The following is a 22,524-nucleotide window of genomic DNA, read 5'->3' on the forward strand; positions in this document are numbered from 1 at the left end:
GGTGCCTTGGGGACGTAGAGAGGGGGCCGCGCGCGCTCAGCGCTTGCGCAGGGTCTTGATGCGGTCGTAGGCGGCGTTGAGCTGGCGCGACTTGCGCTCGGCCTGCTGGCGCAGCTCCGGGGCGGCGCCCACGACCTTGTCGGGGTGGTACTGGGACATCAGCCGGCGGTAGGCCAGGTCGACCTCGGCGTCGGTGGCCTCGGAGGTCAGCCCCAGCTCCCGGTACGGGTTCTCCCTGTTCAGGCGGAACCAGTCGGCGTCGAAGGCATGCCCGAGCAGCAGGCCGATGACGGCCCCGAACAGCGGGTTGGGCCTGAAAAGCAGGGCGCCGGCGATGAATCCAAGCAGTTTTCCGTACCAGCGCATGGTCGTCGGGGCGGCCGGGGCAACGAAGGAACTTCATTTTACGTCACAGCGGGCCCAACCCGCTTTACACTAGGCCGCCCGCTGTCCCTGCGGGCCCTCCGGGTGCCCTGGACAGCTGTCTCGACGAAGCCCCAGGAGTGCCCGTGCCGACCACGTTGTTGCAATCCGATCTCCCCGGCCTGCCCTTGCGCCATCGCGGCAAGGTGCGTGATGTTTTCGACATTCCGCGCGAACGGCTGCCCGCCGGCACTCCGCCGGGGGACTACCTGCTGATGGTCGCTACCGACCGTCTGTCGGCCTTCGACGTGGTGCTTCCCGATCCGATCCCCGGCAAGGGTGAAATGCTCTGCCAGGTCTCGAACTTCTGGTTCGCCAAGACCGCGCACCTGATGCCCAACCACCTCACCGGCATCGACGTGGCCAGCGTGCTGCCCGACGGCGTGGACCCCGCCCTGTACGCCAAGCGCGCGGTGGTGACCCGCAAGCTCAAGCCGGTACCGGTGGAAGCCATCGCCCGCGGCTACCTCATCGGCAGCGGCTGGAAGGATTACCAGCGCACCGGCAAGGTCAGCGGCATTGAACTGCCCGACGGCCTGCGCCAGGCCGAGCAGTTGCCCGAACCGATCTTCACCCCCTCGACCAAGGCCGCCGTGGGCGACCATGACGAGAACATCGATTTCGATGCGATGGTCAAGGCGGTTGGCGCGGACCTGGCCGAGCGCGTGCGCGATGCCACCCTGCGCATCTACAAGTTCGCCGCCGATTACGCGCGCGAGCACGGCATCATCCTGGCCGACACCAAGTTCGAGTTCGGTACCGATGCCGATGGTCGCCTGTACATCATGGACGAGATGCTGACGCCGGATTCCTCGCGGTACTGGCCGGCCGACGAGTACGAAGTGGGCACCAGCCCGCCAAGCTATGACAAGCAGTTCGTCCGCGATTACCTGGAGACGCTGGACTGGGGCAAGACCGCCCCGGGCCCGACCATCCCGGCGGACATCATCGAGCGCACCCGCGCCAAGTACGCCGAGGCGCTGCAGCGCCTGGCCGGGATCTCGGTGGACTGAGATTGTCTGGAGAGCCGGGCAGAGCCCGGCTCTACCAGCGGCGGCGGAGTATCCTGTGCGAACTCCGGAGGCCCAATGTCCACGACGACCCAGCTTGTGCGGCCCATCGACCGCTATTTCGCCAGCTATTCCGACGACCACCGCAATACGCTGAACCAGCGCATCCACGTGGTGGCGGTGCCGGCGATCCTGTGGTCGGTCATTGCCCTGCTGTGGTGCCTGCCGCCGCTGATCACCTGGTTCCAGTACGGAGTCTGGGCGGGCCTGGCGATGTTCACTGCGTGGTGCTTCTACAACCGCCTGTCGCGCCGGTTGGGCCTGGGCATGCTCGCCTTCTTCTTTGTGTGCGGCTGCACCTGCCGGTTGCTGGAAGCCGAAATCGGGCTGGCCAACCTGGCCTGGCTGGGGCTGGGCGTGTTCGTGGTGGCCTGGATCGCGCAGTTCATCGGCCACAAGTTCGAGGGGCGCAAGCCCAGCTTCCTGACCGATCTGACCTATCTGTTGATTGGGCCCGCCTGGGTGATGGCCAAGGCGTACCGGAAGTTTGACCTGGCCTATTGACCGGCCCAACCTGAACGAAATGGATGCTCACCCCTGCTCCACGGCTGCGGGTCCAGCATGGCCGTGGGCGCGATCCCGGGAGCGCGTTTCGTTCAGCTGCGAGGTAGCCGACGGGTGGGCGCAGGCCCTGCCGTTGCTGGGCTGAACGGCGGCGAGATCACTCAGATCGCAAAGTGCCGGCAACGTTTCCATACGGCGTTGAACAACCCCGGATGGACGCCGACACCGGCAGCAAAAAGATGAATCACGCACGTTGCATGCAGTTGGTGGCGTAATCGGGTATATCGGCGACAAATCCCTGCCTGTTAGACTGAAAGGCCTGCTCGTGAATCCCGCATTCCCTGCATGAATCCCAGCCTTCTCCTGCTGCTCGCCCTGCCCTTCCTGCTGGCGGTGGCGGTCATTGTGTTCCGTCACAGTTCCCGTGCCACCGCCGCCTGGCTGGCCGCGGCCGCGCCCGTGGGCGGTCTGGCGCTGCTCGCGACGATGACCCCCGCGATCCTCGAGGGCGGCGTCGTGCGCAGTTTCGGGGAGTGGCTGCCGCAGATCGGACTGGCGTTCTCGGTGCGGCTGGATGGGCTGGCCTGGATGTTCGCCGGCATGGTGCTGGCCATCGGCGCGCTGGTGGTGATGTATGCGCACTACTACCTGAGCGCGAAGGACAACGCCCACCGCTTCTACTGCTACCTGCTGCTGTTCATGGGCGCCATGCTGGGCATGGTGCTGTCGGGCAACCTGTTGCTGCTGATGGTGTTCTGGGAAATGACCAGCATCAGCTCGTTCCTGCTGATCGGCTTCTGGTCGCACCGCCAGGACGCCCGCGAGGGCGCGCGGATGGCGCTGGTGGTCACCGGCGGCGGCGGCCTGGCCCTGCTCGGCGGCGTGCTGCTGATCGGCCGCATCGTCGGCAGCTTCGAGCTGGATGCGGTGCTGGCCGCCGGCGATGTGATCCGTGCCAGCCCGCTGTACCCGTGGGCGCTGTTCCTGGTACTGGCCGGCATCTTCACCAAGAGCGCGCAGTTCCCGTTCCATTTCTGGCTGCCGCATGCCATGGCCGCGCCGACCCCGGTGTCGGCCTACCTGCATTCGGCCACCATGGTGAAGGCCGGCGTGTTCCTGCTGGCGCGGCTGCACCCGGCGCTGGCCGGTACCGACCTGTTCTTCTACACGGTCAGCGGCATCGGCGCGCTGACCCTGCTGATCGGCGCCTGGAACGCGATCTTCCAGCATGACCTGAAAGGCTTGCTGGCCTATTCGACGATCTCCCACCTGGGCCTGATCACCCTGCTGTTCGGCCTGTCCACGCCGATGGCGGTGGTGGCCGGCGTGTTCCACATCCTCAACCACGCCACCTTCAAGGCCTCGTTGTTCATGGCCGCCGGCATCATCGACCATGAAACCGGCACCCGTGACATGCGCAAGCTCGGCGGCCTGCGCCGGTTGATGCCCTTCACCAGCGCGCTGGCGATCATCGCCTCGCTGGCCATGGCCGGCATTCCGCTGCTCAACGGCTTCCTGTCCAAGGAAATGCTGTTCGCCGAGGCCATCACCGCGCAGGGCCCGGAGCCGATGCGCATCGCGGTGTCGATTGCCGCGTTGCTGGCCGGCGTGCTGGGCGTGGCCTACAGCCTGCGCTTCGTCCACGACACCTTCTTCGGCAAGGGTCCGCATGACCTGGACCGGGTGCCGCATGAACCGCCGCGCTTCATGAAGGTACCGGTGGAGGTGCTGGTGGTGCTGTGCGTGGCGGTCGGCGTGGCCCCGGCGATCACCGTGGCCCCGATCCTGCACGCGGCAGCCTCCTCGATCCTGGGCCCGGCCATGCCGGCCTACAGCCTCTCGGTCTGGCACGGGTTCAACATGCCGCTGATGATGAGCATCGCCGGTGTGCTGGGCGGCGTCGCGCTGTACTTCGGCCTGCGCCGGCTGATCAACCTGCATGCGGTGGTCAGCCATGCCATCGGGCGCAACCTGTTCCACAAGCAGCTGGACCTGGTGTTCGGCGTCGCCCACCGGCTCACCCAGGGGCTGGCCAACGGCAGCCTGCAGCGCATGCTGATGGCGCTGGTGGTGGTGGCGATCATCGTCGCTGCCGCCCCGTTCGTGGCCAACCCGGTATCGCCCAACTGGCCTTCGCCGCAGCCCATCCCGCTGCTGGGCTGGGCGTTGTGGGCGGTGATGATGGCCTGCGCGCTGGGCGCGCTGTTCGTGTACCGGCAGCGCCTGCTGGCGGTGCTGGTGGCCGGTGGCGTGGGCCTGATGGTATCGCTGACCTTCGTGTTCCTGTCCGCGCCGGACCTGGCATTGACCCAGCTGCTGGTGGAGATGGTGACGCTGGTGCTGATGCTGCTGGGCATGAACTACCTGCCGGCGCAGTCGCCGCCGGAGAAGTCGCGCTGGCGCAAGCGCCGCGACGCGCTGATCGCGGTGATCGGTGGCGGCGGCCTGGCCGCCATGGCCTACAGCGCGATGACCCTGCCTCCCAACACCATGGCCGGCGAACTGCTGGCGCGCGCCCTGCCCGAAGCCTACGGCGAGAACGTGGTCAACGTGATCCTGGTGGACTTCCGCGGCTTCGATACGTTCGGTGAGATCACCGTGTTCGGCATCGCCGCGCTGGTGGTGCATGCCATGCTGCGGCGTTCGCGGATGGCGCCGGAGCAGATCATGCCGGGCCCGCCGATCAAGCTGCCGGTACCGGCCGACCTGGCCCAGGTGATGTTCCCGCTGACGCTGACCGTCTCGATCTTCCTGTTCCTGCGCGGCCACAACGCACCCGGCGGCGGCTTCATCGCCGGCCTGGTGCTGGCGGTACCGCTGCTGATCCAGTACGTCATCCAGGGCACCACCTCGGTGGAATCGCGCTTCGGCTTCGATTACATCCGCTGCATCGGCGCGGGCCTGCTCATCGCCATCGTCAGCGGCTGCGCGTCGATGTTGTTCGGCGTGCCCTTCCTCACCAGCGGGCACCTGGACCTGGAGCTGCCGCTGATCGGCACGGTGCCGCTGGCCAGCGCGGTGGGCTTCGATACCGGCGTGTACCTGGTGGTGTTCGGCGGGGCAATGCTGATCCTGTCGATGATGGGCACGGTGAAGCCGTCGCGCACCCGCAACTCGCGCAAGGGCGAGATCGATCCCAACAACCGTTCGGCACGCACCGGGGAGACCCACTGATGGAACTGGCCCTGGCAAGCGCGATCGGCGTACTCGGTGCGATCGGCATCTACCTGCTGCTGCGCGCGCGCAGCTTCGACGTCATCCTCGGCATGACCTTCCTGTCCTACGCGACCAACCTGCTGATCTTCTCCGGCGGTCGCCTGGTCACCGGCAAGGCCCCCGTGCTGAAGGAAGGCGTGGACAGCACCCTGCGCAACTACACCGACCCGCTGCCGCAGGCCCTGGTGCTGACCGCGATCGTCATCGCCTTTGCGATGACCGCCGTGAGCATCGTGCTGGCCATGCGCAGCCGCAGCGACAACCACAGCGACCACGTCGACGCGCACGAGGATGAGGCCGCGGAGCTGGCCGATACCGCGCCCGGCCGGGAGGGTGGCCCGTGAACCATGCGGTGATCCTGCCCATCCTGATTCCGCTGTTCGGTGCGGCCTGTTCGCTGTTCGTCGAGCATCGTCGCTATGGGCCGAAGGTGCAGCGCACCGTAGCCTGGACCACGCTCACCGCGTTGGCGGCGGCGGTGGCCCTGCTGTTTGCACAGACCGCCGATGGGACCATCGCGGTGTACCTGCTGGGCGACTGGCCCTCGCGGCTGGGCATCGCGCTGGTGGCCGACCGTCTGTCCAGCTGGATGCTGCTGACCACGCTGATGCTGGCCATTCCGTGCCTGCTGCACGCCTGCTCGGGCTGGGACCGGCGCGCGCCGCACTTCCATGCGCTGTTCCAGTTCCAGCTGGTGGGCCTCAACGGCGCCTTCCTCACCGGCGACATCTTCAACCTGTTCGTGTTCTTCGAGGTGATGCTGATCGCCTCCTACGGCCTGCTGCTCAGTGGCGGACGCGGGCTGCGCATGCGCATCGGCCTGCACTACGTGGTGTTCAACGTCACCGCCTCCACGCTGTTCCTGATCGCATTGGGGCTGCTGTACGCCTCGCTGGGCTCGCTCAACATGGCCGAGCTGTCCCAGCGCATCGCCGAGGTGCCGCCCACGCATCTGACCCTGGTGAAGGCCACGCTGGGCCTGCTGCTGCTGGTGTTCTGCAGCAAGGCCGCGCTGATGCCGCTGTACCTGTGGCTGCCGGAAGCCTACGCGCGTGCACCGGCGGCGGTGGCGGCGCTGTTTGCGATCATGACCAAGGTCGGGCTGTACGCGGTGCTGCGGGTGAGCTCGCTGTGGTTCGGCGAAGATGCCGGCGCCATGGCCGGCTACGGCAGCCAGTGGCTGTTCTGGGCCGGCGTGGCCACGTTGCTGCTGGGCGGCTTGGGCGTGCTCGCCGCCGCGCGCCTGCGCGTGTTGATCTCCTACCTGGTGGTGGTCTCGGCCGCCACGTTGTTCATCGCCTTCTCGATCCGCACCCCGCAGGTGCTGTCGGCGGGCCTGTATTACCTGCCGCACAGTACGTTCGTGGCCGCGGCGTTGTTCCTGATCGCCGACCTGATCCGCCGCCGCCGTGGCGGCGCCAGTGACCGCAAGGAAATCATCGCGCCGATGCCGGGCAAGGAAACGCCTGCGGTGCTGTTCCTGATCGCCGCAGTGTCGGTGGCCGGCCTGCCGCCGCTGTCCGGCTTCCTGGCCAAGGCCGCGCTGCTGGCCGGCATGCCGGCGGCGTACACCGGCGTGGTCTGGGCGGCGGTGCTGGGCAGCAGCCTGATGGTGATCGTGGGCATCACCCGCGGCGGCATCCGCCTGTTCTGGCGGGTGCCGGTGCTGGAGGAAGGCGTGCCACCGCCGCGCAAGGCGCCTACCCGCACCGTGGAACTGTTCGCCGCCGCGCTGCTGCTCTGCTATGGCATCGGCATGAGCCTGTTCGCCAACCCGTTGATGCAGTACACCGACGCCATGGCCACGCAGCTGCTCACCCCGCAGGACTACGTGGGTGAGCTGCGCGCGACCACGCCGGAGATCCGCCAGCCATGAGCCGCCGCCCGTTCCTTCGCCGCCTGTTCCCCTCGACCTCGCTGAGCGTGATGGTCACCGGGTTCTGGGTGCTGATGTCCGACAGTTTCACCCTCGGCCAGATCCTGCTCGGCATGCTGCTGGGCGTGGTCGTGCCGCTGTTCGCCGCGCGGCTGGACCGCGAGTTCGCGCGCATTGGTTCGCTGCGGCCGCTGCCGAAGCTGATCTGCGTGACGCTGTGGGACATCCTGGTCTCCAACATCCGCGTGGCGGTGCAGGTCCTCGGCCCGGAACGCCGCATCCACCCCGGCTTCATCTGGCTGCCGCTGGATATCGCCAACATCCACGGCATCGCCGCGCTCACCAGCATGATCACCCTGACCCCGGGCACGGTTTCGGCCGCGCTGTCCGACGACCGTCGCCACCTTCTGGTGCACGTGCTGCACCTGGACGATCCGGACGAGCTGATCCGCCAGATCAAGAGCCGTTACGAAGCCCCGCTGATGGAGATTTTCCCATGACCGGTTTCACCTTCATCCAGACCACCATGGCCGTGTGCATGCACGTGGTCGGGCTGGCCATGCTGCTGGCCACCTGGCGCCTGCTGCGCGGTCCGACCGTGCCCGACCGGATCCTGGCGCTGGACACGCTGTCGGTGACGGCCATCGCCGAGCTGATGCTGTTCGGCATGTACCTCAATTCGGCGGTGTACTTCGAAGCTGCGCTGGTGATCGCGATGCTGGGCTTCGGCAGCACCGTGGTGCTGAGCAAGTTCGTGCTGCGCCGGGACATCGTCGAATGATCACCTTCATCCAGGTCGCGCTGTCGCTGCTGCTGCTGTTTGGCTGCTTCTTCATCCTGGTCGGGGCGCTGGGGCTGGTGAAGCTGTCCACGTTCTTCAAGCGCCTGCATGCGCCGACCAAGGCCAGCACGCTGGGCGTGGGCTGCGTGCTGGCCGGTTCGGTGCTGTACCACATCTTCCTGGGCGAAGACCCGCAGCCGCGCGAGCTGCTGATCACCGTGTTCCTGTTCATCACCGCACCGATCAGCGCGCACATGATGGCCAAGGCGGCGCTGTCGCTGATGATGGAGAAGCGGCCGAGCCTGCCGGGGCATGAGACGGCGAAGGAAGAGCAGTTGCCGCCACCGCTGCCGCGCAATGTGACGGAGGGGCGCGATGATGATGAACGTGTCGCCACGCGCACGGATCCGACCGCGCCTCCGGAGACGTAGGGACACGCCCTGCGTGTCCGCGCGGTGATGGAAGGACATGCGCGGCGTGTCCCTACCCGATCAAGGCAAGCTCCAGCGCGATCCACGCCAGGAACGCCACCAGCAGGATCCCGCCCTCGCGCCGGCTGATGGTCAGGTCGCCCTTGAGCATCGGGTACAGCACCAGCACGAAGGCGATCGCCGCCGGCAGTTCCACCTTCACGAACGACTCGGGCAGCGCCAGCGGGCGCAGCGCGGCCATGCCGCCGACCACGACCAGCAGGTTGAACAGGCTCGAACCAATCACGTGGCCCAGCACCATGTCGCCTTGGCCACGGCGCGCCGCCACGATCGCGGCGGCCACTTCCGGCAGCGCCGTACCGATGGCCACCGGCAGCAGGCCCACCAGCAAGGGCGACCAGCCCAGGCCGGCCCCCATCACCGGCGCGGCACCCACCACCCAGCGCGCGCCGTAGTACAGGCACACGGCGGCGAACACTACCCGCAGCACATTGAGGAACAGCCCGGTGCGGGTCATCGCATAACCGGCAATCGCCTCGCGCACCGGCTCGGATTCGCGTCGCGCCTGGCGAAGCACGAAGGCAAGCAGTGCCACGAAGCCCAGCAGCAGTACGCCGCCTTCCCAGCGCGCGATCACCCCATCCAGGCCGAATACGATCAGGGCCAGGCTGGCCACCGCCAGCAGCACCAGCAACGGCGAGAGCAGGCGTGCCCGCACCAGCAGCGGCGCGGCAAGCGCGGCCAGCGCCAGGGTCAGGCCCACATTGACGATGTTGCTGCCCACCGCGTTGCCCAGCGCCAGCTCCTCGGCGCCAACCACGAACGCGCGGGCGTTGACCACCAGTTCGGGCAGGGACGTACCGAAGGTCACCAGCAGCAACCCGGCCACGAACGGAGACGCACCGAAGCGCTGGGCCAGCCCTGAGGCGGCCTTGACGATGGAGTCGCCCCCGAGTGCAAGCAGCAGCAGGCCCAACAGGAACCAGGCAGTGGCAGCGATCATCGGTGGATCCCCAGGTGGCGTGGCCCGATTCTAGGGCCAGTTCCGGCCCGGCGCACAGGCGGTGCGCACGGGGCCGGGTCACCCGGCCCCGTGCCGTGGCTCAGGAGCAGCCTTCCACGTAATCCACCTGCGGGGTCTTGCCGACCCGCCAGGCGGTGACGGTGCCATCGCCATTGATCTCGAAGTTGACGATCGCTCCACCCTCGGCGGCAGGGCGTACCCGCAGGTTGTGGCCCTTCTCGTCGTACTTGTGCGGGGTCAGGTCGCCACGATCGGGGTACAGCGTCTGCAGCTGGCCCAGTGACATGCCGACCTTGCCGCCACCCGGCGCCACGATGCGGTCGTTGCGGACGTCGTAACGCACCAGCCGCTTGCCCTCGATCATCAGGATCACGTCATCGGCCTGGCTGCCCTGCGGGCGCAGTGCGTGGCAATAGTCATCGGCGACATCGCCCTGCAGCGGCTCCTTCCAGGCGGTACGGACCTCATCGAGGGTCGCGCCCAGGGTCAACGGGCCGTACCCATCCAGGCGTGCAGGACCCTGCGTTGCAGGATCGGCCGTGGGTGCTGCAGGTACCGCCGCGTCCGCAGCCGGTTCCACCACCGCCGCCTCGGCATCGGCCGACGGGGGCTCTGGGTGGCGGTCGCAGCCCGCCAATGCGATTGCGATACCGAATGCCAACACGCTTGCCAGCTGCTTCATATGCACGCCCTCCTGTCAGTGGGTCGCAGGCTAGCGTGGGGGACGTGCAGCGCGTGCATACATAGCGTGCTTGTCATCACAGTTACACCTGTGGCGTTCAGGCTCGGCCTGCACCGCTTTGACCCCACGCCCATGCAACCGCGCAAGACCGACCTCGCCCGTGACGCCCTGCAGGCCCACCGCGCGCCCCTGGACATGCGCCAGCGGCGCCTGCTGATCCTGTGCGATGGCCAGCGCGATCTGTCCCAGCTCACCGCCATGATCGGGCCGGAAGCGTCGGCCATGGTGATCCAGCTGATCCAGGCCGGCTATCTGGTGTCCACTGCGCCGCCCGAACCGATGCCAGCGCCCGAGCCGGTTGCGGCAACGGCTGCGGGCCCGACGCCGGGAAGTGCCGCTCCCGTCACCGAACGCCGGCGTTCGCTGGTGGCCGCACGCATCTACCTGCTCGGCATTCTCGAACTTCAACGGCACCCGCAGGCCGCCGCGCTGTTGTACGCCCTGCAGCAGGCGCGCAGCGACGAGCAGGTGGTCGCCGCGCTGCGCAGTGCCCTCGATGCGCTGCCTGGGCTGACCTCCGCCGGCTACTGCGAGCGCGTCCGCCAGCGCCTGTTCGAGGTGCTGCCCGAGACACACCTGGCACAGCTGGAGCAGGCCGGCGCGGTCGCCAGCTGATCGCCGCTGCCCGTGTGTGATTACGCCTGGACGTTCTTCTTCAGGCCCTGCCAGCAGTGCTGGTAGCCGCGCTGGCGGTGCGCCGCGTCCATCGCCTGCGCGGTGGGGCGAATCACGCCACGCGTTTCGAACATGAAGGCCATGGTGTCCTTGATCACGTCCGGCCGGCTCAGGTCGGCAGCGGACGCTTTCTCGAACGTGGCAGCATCCGGCCCGTGGCCGCTCATGCTGTTGTGCAGGGACGCGCCACCGGGCACGAAGCCTTCAGCCTTGGCGTCATAGGCGCCGTGGATCAGCCCCATGAACTCGCTGGCGATGTTGCGGTGGAACCACGGCGGCCGGAAGGTGTCCTGGGCCACCAGCCAGCGCGGCGGGAAGATCGCGAAATCCATGTTGCTGGTGCCCGGGGTGTCGCTGGGCGAATGCAGTACCAGGAAGATCGAAGGATCCGGGTGGTCGTGGCTGATCGAGCCGATGGTGTTGAAGCGGCGCAGGTCATAGCGGTACGGCGCATAGTTGCCGTGCCAGGCCACCACATCCAGCGGTGAGTGATCAATGTCCGCACGCCACAGCTGGCCTTGGAACTTGGCGATCAACGCGAAGGCACCGTCGACGTCCTCGTAAGCCGCGTGCGGCGTTTCGAAATCACGCGGGTTGGCCAGGCCGTTGGAACCGATCGGGCCCAGGTCGGGCAATTTCAGCAGCGCACCGAAGTTTTCGCAGATGTAGCCGCGCGCCTGCCCGTCGGGCAGTTCGACGCGGAAACGCACGCCACGCGGGATCACCGCGATCTGCTGCGGTTCGATCTCGATCACGCCCAGTTCGGTCAGCAGGCGCAGCCGGCCCAGCTCCGGCACGATCAGCAGTTCGCCATCGGCGTCGTAGAAGTAACGCCCCTGCATGTCCGCCGTGGCGGCGTACAGGTGGATGCCGACGCCGCCGTGCGCGTCCGGCGAACCATTGCCGCCCATGGTGTACAGGCCGTCGACGAAGTCCGTCGGCGTGGTGGGCAACGGCAGCGGATCCCAACGCAGCTGGTTGGGCGACACCGCCCCCTGCGCGAAATCGCTGTGCAGGCGCGGCTGCGCATAGGGCTGGAATTCCCCATGCGTCACCGCCGGACGGATGCGGTACAGCCAGCTGCGCCGGTTGCTGCCGCGCGGCGCGGTGAACGCCGTGCCGGACAGCTGTTCGGCGTACAGACCATGCGCCACCCGCTGCGGCGAGTTGCGGCCCACCGGCAGCGCGCCGGGAACCGCTTCACTGGCGAATTCGTTGCCGAAACCGGTCTGGTAGCCGCGCGATTCGAGGGAGGTGGGCATGGTCGGGTCCTGGAAGACAGCGAGATGGAATTACAGCACGCCGCGCTTGATCTGGTCGCGCTCGATGCTTTCGAACAGCGCGGTGAAGTTGCCTTCGCCAAACCCTTCATTGCCCTTGCGCTGGATGATCTCGAAGAAGATCGGGCCGATGCAGTTGGTGGTGAAGATCTGCAGCAGCTTGCGCTGCTTGGTCTCCGGATCCGCATCGATCAGGATCTTGTTCTTCGCCAGGCGCGCCACGTCTTCACCATGGCCGGGCACGCGCATGTCGATCACGTCGAAGTAGGTGTCCGGTGTGTCCAGGAACTCCACGCCCTGCGCACGCATCGCCTCGACGGTGTCGTAGATGTTTTCGGTGAAGCAGGCGATGTGCTGGATCCCCTCGCCCTTGTAGGCGTCCAGGTATTCGTTGATCTGGCTCTTCGGGTCGGACGATTCATTGAGCGGAATGCGCACGATGCCGTCCGGTGCGGTCATCGCCTTGGACACCAGGCCGGTCTTGAGGCCCTTGATGTCGAAGTAGCGGATTTCGCGGAAGTTGAACAGGCGCTCGTAATAGTCCGACCACTGCTGCATGTTGCCGAAGTACAGGTTGTGGGTCAGGTGGTCGATGAAGGTCAGGCCGAACCCGACCGGGTTCTGGTCCACGCCTTCGATCGGTGCGTAGTCGGTATCGAACATGCTGCCGGCGGCGCCATAACGGTCCACCAGGTACAGCATGCAGTCGCCGATGCCCTTGATGATCGGGGCCGGCACGGCCTTGGTTTCCGGCTTGAAGTCGATCGCTTCGGCACCGTTGCCAAGCGCCATCTGGAACACCTGATCGCCCGGCTTCTGGAAGCGGATGGCGAAACCACAGGCGCACGGGCCGTGCTTCTCGGCGAAGTCCGACGCGAACGAATCGGGTTCTTCGTTGACCAGGAAGTTCACCCCGCCCTGGCGGTACACGGTGATGGCGCGCTGCTTGTGGCGCAGCACCGCGGTGAAGCCCATCTTGCGGAAGTAATCGTGGAGCTCGGCGCCACGTCCGGCCGGCGCGGCGAATTCAACGAATTCGAACCCATCGATGCCCATCGGGTTCTCGAAGGTGGTGACCTGCATGCCCGGGTTGGGGGCGTGCGACGCGGTTGCGGGCTGGCTGCTCATGACGTGGCTCCAAAGCGGCCCACCCCCGGAAAAAAACCAGGTGCGGGCGGAAGGCAGACCCGCGAGAATGCGGAGTCCGGAAAGAAGGTTATAGTTTCACATGAAACCACCATCAAGGTGCACCGCAGCATGAGCCCACCCGATCCCAGCAGCCAGACCATCCGCGCCACGCACGCCCTGCTCGACCTGGAGCAGTTCCTGCCGTACCGGCTGAGCGTTTTGTCCAACCGGGTCAGCGGCAACATCGCCAAGCTGTATGGGGACCGCTACGGTCTGGCGATTCCCGAATGGCGGGTGATCACCATTCTGGCGCTGTACCCGGGCTCATCGGCGAGCGAGGTCTCCGACCGCACCGCGATGGACAAGGTGGCGGTCAGCCGGGCCGTGGCCAGACTGCTCGAACGCGGCTTCATCAAGCGTGAAACCCACGGCGATGACCGCCGACGCTCGGTGCTGGCGCTGTCGGCGGCCGGGTTCGAGGTCTACGAGACCATCGCCCCGCTGGTGATCGAGATCACCCGCAAGCTGATGTCGGTGCTGAGCGAGGAGGAGGAGCAGATGCTGGAGAAGCTGATCCTGCGCCTGGCCGGCGAAGGCCTGCAGCGGATGGATGAAGGCTGATCAACTGAGGTGCTTGCGCCGCGCGTGTACCCACGGGGCGGCCAACGCGCCGATGGCGCCGGCGGCCAGGCCCAGTGATGCCGCCACCGCAGCTGCTTCCAGCGCACCTGGCAGGGCCAGCGCGGCGATTACCAGAAGCGCGGCCGGCAGCGCGATGAAGGTGGCCAGAAAGTAGCGCCAGCGCGGCGCCCAGGTGCCGACCTGGAGCAGGCTGACCGGCATCCAGGTTTCGCCCGAGGCATCGTCGGCGATCTTGGCGGCTACCTTGGGCAGGTCCACTTCCACCGGGCCCTTGCCGGCGCGGGCGGTGGCCAGCGCGCGCGCCACCTCGTCGATCGACGGATACGAGGTCGGCCACGTCACGGGCGCAGTGACCCCATAGGCCGTCAGCACCGGCACGCTCAGCCACGGCGCCAGCAGCGGCCGCAGCTTGCGCCGGTCCAGCACGCACCAGACCTGGGCCACGCCGTTGGCCACGACGCTGTACAGCGCCAGCTGGCCCGGCTCCGGGTACGGCAGCACGTGCACGCGCGCGGCCATGCTGGTGTAGCCCATGTCGCGCAGGAATCCGGGCCGGGTGCGGCCCTCGTGCGCCCAGGCCAGGCCCAGAGGGGCAACCAGGTAGGCCTCCGCCGGATCCTTCACGCCTGCCGTGGCGCGGTCATCGCTGGCCAGGAAGAACGCCAGCGACTTCGGCTCGGCCACATCGGCCTGGTCCCAACGGCCGCTGTCGCCCAGCACGTGCTTGAGCGGCAGCCGCGCAGGCGCGGTTTCGGCCTTGGTGGCGTTGTGCAGGTAGGGCAGCACCGAGAGCACGAAGGCCTGCAGGTCCACCCCGCGCGTGCCGGTGCCCTGCCATTCGCTGGGCAGCAGGCCTATCAGCGCGGGGTTGCGGGCCAGCTGGTCGAGTTGGGCCTTCTGTTCGACCAGCTTCTGCACCGCCGCCTTGAGCAGCACGTTGTCGGGCACCGACACCTGCGGCAGGCGATAGAGCGTGGCCCCGGGTGCCGGGGTGTCCGCCTCGCTGCCTGCGTCGTGCGCCGAGTGGTCGTCCAGCAGGACATCCGAGGGCGGCAGGCTCACGCCGACGGCGGCGTCCAGGGAGATATCCGATGTGCTGTCGCTGGCGCCGGGCTGCATGCGTTCAATCCATGAGGTCCTTGGACATAGCGGCAGCGAAACGGGCATCTGTAGGGCGGACAAAAAAATGCCGCGATGATCGCGGCATTTCCTGTTCCGGTCAGGGCGCCTTCGGCGGCGCCCATTCCTTCATGAAGGCAAGGAAGCGTTCGCGGTTGTAGCCCTTGGGCTGGCCCTTGTCGGCCTCCAGTTCGCCGGTGAACTGCGAATGCAGCAGCGTGCCCTGCGCATCCAGCACGAACAGGTGCGGGTAGCCCTTGATCTGCGGGAACTGCGACAGGAAGGCGGCGTTTTCGTTGTCTTCGCTGTAGTTGACCTTCATCCAGACGTAGTTGGCATCGCGGAAGCTGCGGATCTCCGCATCCCCCTCGATGAACGCGTCCAGCAGGTGGCACCACGAGCACCACTCCCCACCCACGTCCAGCACGATCCGCTTGCCACCGCGCTGGGCCTCGACCTTGGCCGTGGCCAGGTCGGCGACCGGGTCGCGGGCCGGATCGAACTGCGCGTTGAGCCCGGCGACCGCGGCGACATCCGCCGCGGCCGGGGTGTTGCCCGAGGCCACCGGCTGGCCGGGATCGGCCACCGGTGGCTTCTGTTCGGTGGTGTCCAGCGGCTGCGCAGGTGCGGCAGTGGGCGCCGATGGCGAACAGGCGGCCAGCAGGCCGGCCAGGAGCATCGGGGACCACCGCGTTTTCATGCGCATCGCAGACCTCACTTGACGCCGTGCATCAGCTTGTTGATCAGCGGGGCGATCAGGAACAGCAGCACGCCCGAGCCCATCAACGCCCAGAAACCGAAGGTGTAACCGGTCAGCGCCGATTCGACGGTCATGCCGCTTTCGCCGCTGACGATGCCGGCGAAGATGCCCGACAGGTTGTTGCCAATGCCGGTGGACAGGAACCAGCCGCCCATGCCGAAGCCGACCAGGCGCACCGGGGCCAGCTTGGTCACCATCGACAGGCCGATCGGCGACAGGCACAGCTCACCGACGGACTGGATCACGTAGACCATGAACAGCGTCCAGAACGGGATCTTGCCATCCACCACCATGCTCGACAGCGCCAGCATCAGCAGCGCGAACGCGGCGCCATTGAACAGCAGGCCCAGGCCGAACTTGCGCGGAATGGACGGGTTGGCACGGCCCAGCTTGATCCAGATCCAGGCAATGATCGGCGCCAGCGCGATGATGGCCACCGAGTTCACCGACTGGAACCACGCGGTCGGGAAGGTCCAGTTGCCCAGCTTGCGGTTGACGATCTCGTCGGCCAGGAAGGTGAAGGAGCTGCCGGCCTGTTCGAAGAACATCCAGAACATCACGTTGAAGGTGAAGATGATCAGCATGGCGATCACGCGGTCGCGCTGGACCTTGCCTTCGCGGATGCCTTCGACCAGCAGCAGCACGCCCAGGGCAATGAACATCACACCCAGGATCCAGGCCAGCGCGGTCGCGCCGGTGGACAGCAGGAAGTAGGCCACCGGAATGGCCACCAGCGAGCCGACGAACACCATCACCACGCGGCCCAGGCCTTCACCACCGGCCGGCGGTGCGCCGATGCCCTTCAGGCCGGCGCGGCCGATGTAGAACCACACCAGGCTCAGCAGCATCCCGACGCCCGAGGCGATGAACACCATCTTGTAGGCCGGCATGGCTTCGGTACCGAAGACCTTTTCGGCCAGGTACTGGGTGAACACCGGGGCGATCATCGCGCCGATGTTGATGCCCATGTAGAAGATGGTGAAGCCCGAATCGCGGCGCTCATCCTTCAGGCCGTACAGCTTGCCGACCATGGTGGAGATGTTCGGCTTGAACAGGCCGTTGCCGATGATGATCGTGGCCAGGCCGAACTCGAACACTTCCTTGTTCGGCATGGCGACCATGAACAGGCCGGCGGCCATGATCACCGCGCCGGTCAGGATCGAGCGCTGGTACCCCAGCACGCGGTCGGCCACGTAGCCACCAAAGATGGCCGCGGCATACACCAGCGCCAGGTAGGCACCGTAGGTGCGGCTGGCCGCAGCCTGCCCGGCCGAGTCGCCGTCGAAGAACTGGGCCACGATGTACAGCACCAGCGCCCAGCGGATCCCGTAGAACGCGAAGCGCTCCCAGAACTCGGTCATGAACAGCATCCACAGCGGGCGCGGGTGGCCCAGCGTGGTCTTGAACTCCGGCAGCGCCGGTTCGGGAACGGATTTCGCGGCGGCGTCTACGCTCATGCGGGATTCCTGGGTTCGGTGGAAGACATGCACGTCCGATGTGCGAAACAACGCGGGAGAATCCCAGAACAACGGCGTTCACGTCAAATACACACCAATCTGTGCAGCTGGCCGCATGGTCGCTGAACTTGCATCTGCAACTACCGCCCCACGGCCGCCAGCGCAGCAACGGCGGGGCCTGCCGCACCGTAAGGGGGATGCGGCGGGAAAACATGAATGGGCCAGCCGCGCCCCCCGCCGGCTCAGGCGTCCGGCGGCATCGGGTCGTCGTTGCGGATCGTGGTGCGCACCTGGAACAGTTCCGGGAAGAAGGTCAGCTCCAGCGCCTGGCGCAGGAACCCCACCCCGCTGGAGCCGCCGGTGCCACGCTTGAAGCCGATCACCCGCATCACGGTGCGCATGTGGCGGAAGCGCCAGAGCTGGAAGGCGGTTTCCAGGTCCACCAGGTCCTCGCACAGCGCGTACTCGCGCCAGTAGCGGTCGGTGTTCTGGTAGATCCGCTCGAACACCGGGTGCAGCGCATCGTCGGCCACGTGCGGCTGCCGCCAGTCGCGGTCGATGTAGCCCGCCGGGATGGCATGCCCGAAGCGGGCCAGGTAACGCAGGAATTCCTCGTACAGGCTGGGCGCGTCCAGCACCTCCTGCAATTGGGCCTGGCCGGCCGGGTCGTGCGAGAACACCTGCAGCATCTGCGCGTTCTTGTTGCCCAGCAGGAATTCGATGTAGCGGTACTGCAGCGACTGGAAACCAGACGACGGGCCGAGCACATCGCGGAAGCCCATGTACTCCGAAGGGGTCAGCGTTTCCAGCACCGACCACTGCTCGGTCAGCTGGCGCAGCACCTGCTTGCTGCGCGCCAGCACCTTCTGGCACTGCCAGACCTGGTCGCGCTGCAGGAACCCGATCGCCGCGCGCAGCTCGTGCGCAAGCAGCTTCAGCCACAGCTCCGAGGTCTGGTGCTGGATGATGAAGAGCATCTCGTCGTGGTGCGGCGGGTTGGACAGCGGCTGCTGCGCCGAGAGCAGCTGGTCCAGCCGCAGGTAGCCGCCGTAGGTCAGGCGCCCCTCCAGATCGGTGTGGATACCGGCTTCAAGGTCGCGTTGGTTCTTGTCGACAGACATGGCGGGGGCCGCTGGAGGGGGCCAAAAGGGTAGCGCACCGCCTGCACCGGCGGGTGGGAGATGCCATGCGCAGGCGTGTGGTGGCCGACCGGGGACCCGAATCTGCGCGGCGGGCGGGGTTGCCCGCCTGCCGGACAGCGGCCTGCCACGGTCCGCTCATGCCCCGTTGATACAACTGAATACGTTGACGCCATTGGCGTTGCGGGCCCCTGATGGGGTATACCGGGCCGATGTCCCCCGGGACAGTATGCTGCGCCGCAGGACGCCTTTTTCATACGCCGTCCTTAACATGGCAATTCATATCATTTGTAACTTCCTGTCGAAGGTGCAGTACGCAATGACGGTTGCCGCTGAGTTCAAGATCGAATACCTGCAGTACCTGGACACGGACGGCACGCTCGTCCGCGATGACCTGCCCGAAGCCCTGCGCGACCCGCGCGCGCTGCTGCCGATGTTCAAGCAGATGCTGTTCGTGCGCGTGTTCGACGGCAAGTCGATCGCGTTGCAGCGCACCGGCAAGCTGGGTACCTATGCCGCCTGCCTGGGCCACGAAGCCGCCCATGTCGGCATCGGCGCTTCCATGCAGAAGGACGACGTGTTCGCGCCGTCCTACCGCGAGTACGGCGCGATGTTCATGCGTGGCGTGCGCCCGCGCGACGTCCTGATGTACTGGGGCGGCGACGAGCGTGGCAACGACTACGGCGGCAATGCGGCCAAGGACTTCCCGTTCTGCGTGCCGATTTCCACCCAGTGCCTGCACGCCGCCGGCGCTGCGCTGAAGTTCAAGCTCAACCAGGAAAAGCAGATCGCCGTGGCTGTCTGCGGTGACGGTGGCAGCTCCAAGACCGACTTCTACGCAGCATTGAACTCGGCCGGTGCCTACAAGCTCCCGCTGATCCTGTGCATCGTCAACAACGGCTGGGCCATCTCGGTCCCGCGCTCGGCCCAGACCGGTGCCGAAACGCTGGCGCAGAAGGGCCTGGCCGGTGGCCTGCACTGCCTGCAGGTAGACGGCAACGACCTGATCGCGGTGATGGCCGCCATGCTGCACGCACGCGAACGCGCGCTGGCCGGCGACGGCGGCACGGTGCTGGAACTGATGACCTACCGCCTGTCCGACCACACCACCGCCGATGACGCGCGCCGCTACCGCGACGATGCCGAGGTCAAGGATGCCTGGCAGCGCGAGCCGATGCTGCGCCTGCGCAAGTACCTGATCGGTGCCGGCGTGTGGAGCGAGGAAGAGGAACAGGCCTGGACCGTGGAATGCGGCAAGCGCGTGGATGAAGAGGTGAACCTGTACCTCAACACCCCGGTGCAGCCGGTCGAGGCGATGTTCGACTTCCTGTATGCCGATCCGCCGCAGGACCTGCTGGTCCAGCGCGCACAGGCGATCGCCCTGGAGCAGCGCCATGGATGAGATCAAGAACGGCGCGCCCGGCGCGCAGACCAACGCCGCCGACAGCGCTGCCATCGCGCGCGGAGAAGAGAGCATGACCACCACCCCCATCACCCTCATCGAAGCCATCACCCAGGCCTTGGCGTGGGAGCTGGAACACGACAAATCGGTGCTGGTGCTGGGCGAGGATGTCGGCGTCAACGGCGGCGTGTTCCGCGCCACCGCCGGCCTGCAGCAGCGCTTCGGCGCCGACCGCATCCTGGACACCCCGCTGGATGAAACCACCATCGCCGGCCTGACCATCGGCCTGGCCGCGCAGGGCATGAAGCCGGTGGCCGAAGCCCAGTTCGACGGCTTCATGTACCCGATGGTGGACCACATCATCTGCCACGCCGCACGCCTGCGTTACCGCACGCGTGGCCGCCTGCACTGCCCGATGGTGCTGCGCGTGCCGTGGGGCGGCGGCATCCGTGCGCCGGAACACCACAGCGAAGCCAACGAGGCGATCTTCACCAACGTGCCGGGCCTGCGCGTGGTGCTGCCGTCCTCGCCGCAGCGTGCCTATGGCCTGCTGTTGGCCGCGATCCGCGAACCGGATCCGGTGATCTACATGGAACCCAAGCGCATCTACCGCCAGTACAAGGAAGTGGTGGTCAACGATGGCGAAGCGCTGCCGCTGGACGTCTGCTTCGTGCTGCGCGACGGCACCGACGTGACCCTGGTGACCTGGGGCGCGCAGGTGAAGGAAGCACTGGAAGCGGCCGACAAGCTGGCCGGCGAAGGCATCAGTGCCGAAGTGATCGACGTGGCCACGCTGCGCCCGCTCGACTTCGCCACCATCGCCGAATCGGTGGCCAAGACCGGCCGCTGCGTGATCGTGCAGGAAGCCCCGAAGACCGCGGGCTTCGGCGCTGAAATCGCCGCGCGCCTGGCCGAGGAATCGCTGTACGACCTGCTGGCACCGGTCGAACGTGTCACCGGCTACGACACCCACATTCCGCTGTTCCGCCTGGAAATGAAGTACCTGCCCAGCGTGGACCGGATCGTGAGCGCGGCCAAACGCGCGGTGGCGGCGGGCTGACATGCGGGCCAGACTTCTGGGCCCGTACCGCAGCCAGTACCCCAACCCGCTCCGGTTCCGCACCGGCCAGATCGTCGAACTGGGTGTTCGTGACGAGGAATGGCCGGCGTTTGCCTGGGTACGCACCGATGACGGGCGTGCCGGCTGGGCACCGGTGGCGTGGTTGCAGTTGCTGGACGATGGCCGCGCAGAGGCCCTGCGCGACTATGACGCCCGCGAACTGGACGTGGACAGCGGTGAAATGGTCAAGCTGCATCATGAACACGGCGGCTGGTGGTGGTCTGAACGCGCGAACGGCGCGACGGGCTGGCTGCCGGCCCGCGATCTCGAACTGCTGGAAGAGAAATGCACATGAGTGAGAACAAGAATTTCCACCTGCCCGACCTCGGCGAAGGCCTGCCCGACGCCACCATCGTCGAGTGGTTCGTCAAGGAAGGCGACGTGATCACGCTCGACGAGCCGCTGGTCTCCATGGAGACCGCCAAGGCCGTGGTTGAAGTGCCCTCGCCGTTCTCCGGCAAGGTGCTGAAGCTGGCCGGCGGTGCCGGCGACATCATTCCCACCGGCAGCGTGCTGGCCCAGTTCGAACTGGACCCGAACCTGCCGCAGCGCGCCGATGGCCAGGACACCGGCCACAGCCACGGCCATGCCGCACCGGCGCCCACGCCGAGCACCGGCCAGGCTGCCCCGGCCCAGCCGGACAAGGTGGTGGCGTCCGATGACGGTGGCGAGATCGCCAAGCCGGGCGCCGAGCGCGATGACGCCGGCACCGTGGTCGGCGCGATGCAGAGCTCCAATGCCGTGCATGCCGAACAGGCGGTGGCGGTCGGCGGGGTCAAGGCCGTGCCGGCCGTGCGTGCCACCGCGCGCAAGCTGGGCGTGGACCTGGCCCGCGTGCGTGCCACCGGCGCCGATGGCGCGGTGACCATGGCCGACGTCAAGCAGGCCGCCGCCGATGGCAGCGCCAAGCTCGGCGCCGCGCCGGCACCGGTGGCTGCTGCCCCGGTCGCCGCTGCCGCACCGGTGGCCCGTGCCGCCGACACCCGCGCGCCGTTGTCCGCCGCGGGCAAGCCGATGCGCACCCAGCCGCCGGGCGTGGTCGCCAAGGGCCAGCCGGAACCGCTCAAGGGCGTGCGCCGCAACATGGCGCGGGTGATGGCCGATGCGCACAGCAAGGTCGTGCCGACCACGCTGAACGACGATGCCGACATCCACGCCTGGGTGCCGGGCAACGACGTCACCGCCCGCCTGGTGCGCGCGATCGTGGTGGGCTGCCAGAAGGTGCCGGCGCTCAATGCCTGGTTCGATGGCGATGCGCTCACCCGCACCCTGCACGCGCACGTGGACGTGGGCATCGCGGTGGACACCGACGATGGCCTCTTCGTGCCCGCCCTGCGCAATGCCGACGTGCTGGATGCACGTGGCATCCGCGAAGGCGTGAACCGCCTGCGCGAGCAGGTCGAAGCGCGCTCGATCGCCGCGTCCGAGCTGAGCGGTTACACCATCTCGCTGTCCAACTTCGGCATGTTCGCCGGCCGTTACGCGACCCCGGTCGTGGTGCCGCCGTGCGTGGCCATCGTCGGTGCCGGCCGTGCCCGCCACCAGATGACCCCGGTGATGGGCGGCGTGGAAGCGCACAAGGTGATCCCGTTGTCGGTCACGTTCGACCACCGCGCCGCCACCGGCGGCGAGGCCGCGCGCTTCCTGCGCGCGATGCTGGATGACCTGGCGCTGGCGAGCTGATCCACTGCCTGGTTGTTTGATGCGATGACGGCCACCCCAGGGTGGCCGTCAT

The 22,524-nt window shown here is 67.3% G+C and carries 23 protein-coding genes; 14 read left to right on the forward strand and 9 right to left on the reverse strand.

The window, feature by feature from the left end; translation table 11 throughout:
- Nucleotides 1-36: 36 nt before the first annotated feature.
- Nucleotides 37-366 (reverse strand): J domain-containing protein, encoded by a 330-nt coding sequence (locus tag NMB40_RS16495; protein ID WP_282243259.1) that lies wholly within the window; start codon nucleotides 364-366, stop codon nucleotides 37-39.
- Between the two features lie 143 nt (nucleotides 367-509).
- On the opposite strand from NMB40_RS16495, the gene NMB40_RS16500 reads away from it, so the two are divergent.
- The 8 genes from NMB40_RS16500 (at nucleotide 510) to NMB40_RS16535 (ending at nucleotide 8,301) form a co-directional block, all read left to right on the forward strand.
- Nucleotides 510-1,436, forward strand: a complete 927-nt coding sequence (locus tag NMB40_RS16500; protein ID WP_282243258.1) for a phosphoribosylaminoimidazolesuccinocarboxamide synthase — start codon at nucleotides 510-512, stop codon at nucleotides 1,434-1,436.
- A 75-nt stretch (nucleotides 1,437-1,511) separates the two neighbouring features.
- A complete protein-coding gene (locus NMB40_RS16505) occupies nucleotides 1,512-1,997 on the forward strand; it encodes an Mpo1 family 2-hydroxy fatty acid dioxygenase (RefSeq protein ID WP_093532758.1) in 486 nt (161 codons plus the stop codon).
- A gap of 345 nt (nucleotides 1,998-2,342) precedes the next feature.
- Nucleotides 2,343-5,171 (forward strand): monovalent cation/H+ antiporter subunit A, encoded by a 2,829-nt coding sequence (locus NMB40_RS16510; protein WP_494359123.1) that lies wholly within the window; start codon nucleotides 2,343-2,345, stop codon nucleotides 5,169-5,171.
- Entirely contained in the window at nucleotides 5,171-5,557 is a 387-nt protein-coding gene (locus tag NMB40_RS16515; RefSeq protein WP_494359124.1) for a Na+/H+ antiporter subunit C, read from the forward strand. The genes NMB40_RS16510 and NMB40_RS16515 overlap by 1 nt, the downstream gene beginning before the upstream one ends.
- The gene (locus NMB40_RS16520; protein WP_494359125.1) at nucleotides 5,554-7,089 is read left to right on the forward strand and encodes a monovalent cation/H+ antiporter subunit D; all 1,536 of its coding nucleotides are present in this window, start codon (nucleotides 5,554-5,556) and stop codon (nucleotides 7,087-7,089) included. The genes NMB40_RS16515 and NMB40_RS16520 overlap by 4 nt, the downstream gene beginning before the upstream one ends.
- Nucleotides 7,086-7,589, forward strand: coding sequence for a Na+/H+ antiporter subunit E (locus NMB40_RS16525; RefSeq protein WP_282243249.1), 504 nt, complete (start codon nucleotides 7,086-7,088; stop codon nucleotides 7,587-7,589). Before NMB40_RS16520 ends, NMB40_RS16525 begins: the two co-directional genes overlap by 4 nt.
- Entirely contained in the window at nucleotides 7,586-7,870 is a 285-nt protein-coding gene (locus NMB40_RS16530) for a K+/H+ antiporter subunit F (protein WP_068854300.1), read from the forward strand. The genes NMB40_RS16525 and NMB40_RS16530 overlap by 4 nt, the downstream gene beginning before the upstream one ends.
- Complete coding sequence (locus NMB40_RS16535; RefSeq protein ID WP_494359126.1) at nucleotides 7,867-8,301, forward strand: Na+/H+ antiporter subunit G; 435 nt, start codon at nucleotides 7,867-7,869, stop codon at nucleotides 8,299-8,301. The genes NMB40_RS16530 and NMB40_RS16535 overlap by 4 nt, the downstream gene beginning before the upstream one ends.
- Nucleotides 8,302-8,353: 52 nt before the next feature.
- Here NMB40_RS16535 and NMB40_RS16540 read toward each other — a convergent pair whose 3' ends face one another.
- Both NMB40_RS16540 and NMB40_RS16545 read right to left on the reverse strand, forming a co-directional pair.
- Complete coding sequence (locus NMB40_RS16540) at nucleotides 8,354-9,304, reverse strand: sodium:calcium antiporter (RefSeq protein WP_494359127.1); 951 nt, start codon at nucleotides 9,302-9,304, stop codon at nucleotides 8,354-8,356.
- A 100-nt stretch (nucleotides 9,305-9,404) separates the two neighbouring features.
- Complete coding sequence (locus NMB40_RS16545) at nucleotides 9,405-10,007, reverse strand: hypothetical protein (RefSeq protein ID WP_494359128.1); 603 nt, start codon at nucleotides 10,005-10,007, stop codon at nucleotides 9,405-9,407.
- Between the two features lie 132 nt (nucleotides 10,008-10,139).
- Here NMB40_RS16545 and NMB40_RS16550 point away from each other — a divergent pair, with 132 nt between their 5' ends.
- On the forward strand, nucleotides 10,140-10,682 hold the full coding sequence (locus NMB40_RS16550) for a hypothetical protein (RefSeq protein WP_494359129.1): 543 nt from the start codon (nucleotides 10,140-10,142) through the stop codon (nucleotides 10,680-10,682).
- Between the two features lie 20 nt (nucleotides 10,683-10,702).
- On the opposite strand, the gene hmgA is transcribed toward NMB40_RS16550, so the two are convergent.
- Both hmgA and hppD read right to left on the reverse strand, forming a co-directional pair.
- A complete protein-coding gene (hmgA, locus tag NMB40_RS16555) occupies nucleotides 10,703-12,004 on the reverse strand; it encodes a homogentisate 1,2-dioxygenase (RefSeq protein WP_494359130.1) in 1,302 nt (433 codons plus the stop codon).
- 30 nt (nucleotides 12,005-12,034) lie between these two features.
- The gene (hppD, locus tag NMB40_RS16560; RefSeq protein ID WP_494359131.1) at nucleotides 12,035-13,150 is read right to left on the reverse strand and encodes a 4-hydroxyphenylpyruvate dioxygenase; all 1,116 of its coding nucleotides are present in this window, start codon (nucleotides 13,148-13,150) and stop codon (nucleotides 12,035-12,037) included.
- A gap of 129 nt (nucleotides 13,151-13,279) precedes the next feature.
- Between hppD and NMB40_RS16565 the strand changes: the two genes are divergently transcribed.
- Nucleotides 13,280-13,771, forward strand: coding sequence for a MarR family winged helix-turn-helix transcriptional regulator (locus NMB40_RS16565; RefSeq protein WP_494359132.1), 492 nt, complete (start codon nucleotides 13,280-13,282; stop codon nucleotides 13,769-13,771).
- On the opposite strand, the gene NMB40_RS16570 is transcribed toward NMB40_RS16565, so the two are convergent.
- The 4 genes from NMB40_RS16570 to NMB40_RS16585 all read right to left on the reverse strand — a co-directional run bounded on the left by NMB40_RS16570 (nucleotide 13,772) and on the right by NMB40_RS16585 (nucleotide 18,249).
- Nucleotides 13,772-14,911, reverse strand: coding sequence for a hypothetical protein (locus NMB40_RS16570; RefSeq protein WP_494359133.1), 1,140 nt, complete (start codon nucleotides 14,909-14,911; stop codon nucleotides 13,772-13,774).
- A gap of 100 nt (nucleotides 14,912-15,011) precedes the next feature.
- Nucleotides 15,012-15,617 (reverse strand): thioredoxin family protein, encoded by a 606-nt coding sequence (locus NMB40_RS16575; RefSeq protein ID WP_494359134.1) that lies wholly within the window; start codon nucleotides 15,615-15,617, stop codon nucleotides 15,012-15,014.
- A gap of 8 nt (nucleotides 15,618-15,625) precedes the next feature.
- On the reverse strand, nucleotides 15,626-17,128 hold the full coding sequence (locus NMB40_RS16580; RefSeq protein WP_494359135.1) for a peptide MFS transporter: 1,503 nt from the start codon (nucleotides 17,126-17,128) through the stop codon (nucleotides 15,626-15,628).
- A gap of 242 nt (nucleotides 17,129-17,370) precedes the next feature.
- Nucleotides 17,371-18,249, reverse strand: a complete 879-nt coding sequence (locus NMB40_RS16585) for a tryptophan 2,3-dioxygenase (protein ID WP_448143767.1) — start codon at nucleotides 18,247-18,249, stop codon at nucleotides 17,371-17,373.
- A 337-nt stretch (nucleotides 18,250-18,586) separates the two neighbouring features.
- Here NMB40_RS16585 and pdhA point away from each other — a divergent pair, with 337 nt between their 5' ends.
- The 4 genes from pdhA to NMB40_RS16605 are packed head-to-tail and all read left to right on the forward strand — an operon-like array spanning nucleotide 18,587 to nucleotide 22,472.
- Nucleotides 18,587-19,669: a pyruvate dehydrogenase (acetyl-transferring) E1 component subunit alpha gene (pdhA, locus tag NMB40_RS16590; RefSeq protein ID WP_494359136.1), complete on the forward strand. Its 1,083-nt coding sequence runs from the start codon at nucleotides 18,587-18,589 to the stop codon at nucleotides 19,667-19,669.
- Nucleotides 19,662-20,729 (forward strand): alpha-ketoacid dehydrogenase subunit beta, encoded by a 1,068-nt coding sequence (locus tag NMB40_RS16595; RefSeq protein WP_068854312.1) that lies wholly within the window; start codon nucleotides 19,662-19,664, stop codon nucleotides 20,727-20,729. Before pdhA ends, NMB40_RS16595 begins: the two co-directional genes overlap by 8 nt.
- 1 nt (nucleotide 20,730) lies before the next feature.
- On the forward strand, nucleotides 20,731-21,084 hold the full coding sequence (locus NMB40_RS16600; protein WP_282243224.1) for an SH3 domain-containing protein: 354 nt from the start codon (nucleotides 20,731-20,733) through the stop codon (nucleotides 21,082-21,084).
- Nucleotides 21,081-22,472 (forward strand): dihydrolipoamide acetyltransferase family protein, encoded by a 1,392-nt coding sequence (locus tag NMB40_RS16605; protein WP_494359137.1) that lies wholly within the window; start codon nucleotides 21,081-21,083, stop codon nucleotides 22,470-22,472. Before NMB40_RS16600 ends, NMB40_RS16605 begins: the two co-directional genes overlap by 4 nt.
- The last annotated feature ends 52 nt before the right edge of the window (nucleotides 22,473-22,524 follow it).

This window comes from Stenotrophomonas sp. FBCC-B152 (assembly GCF_059134105.1).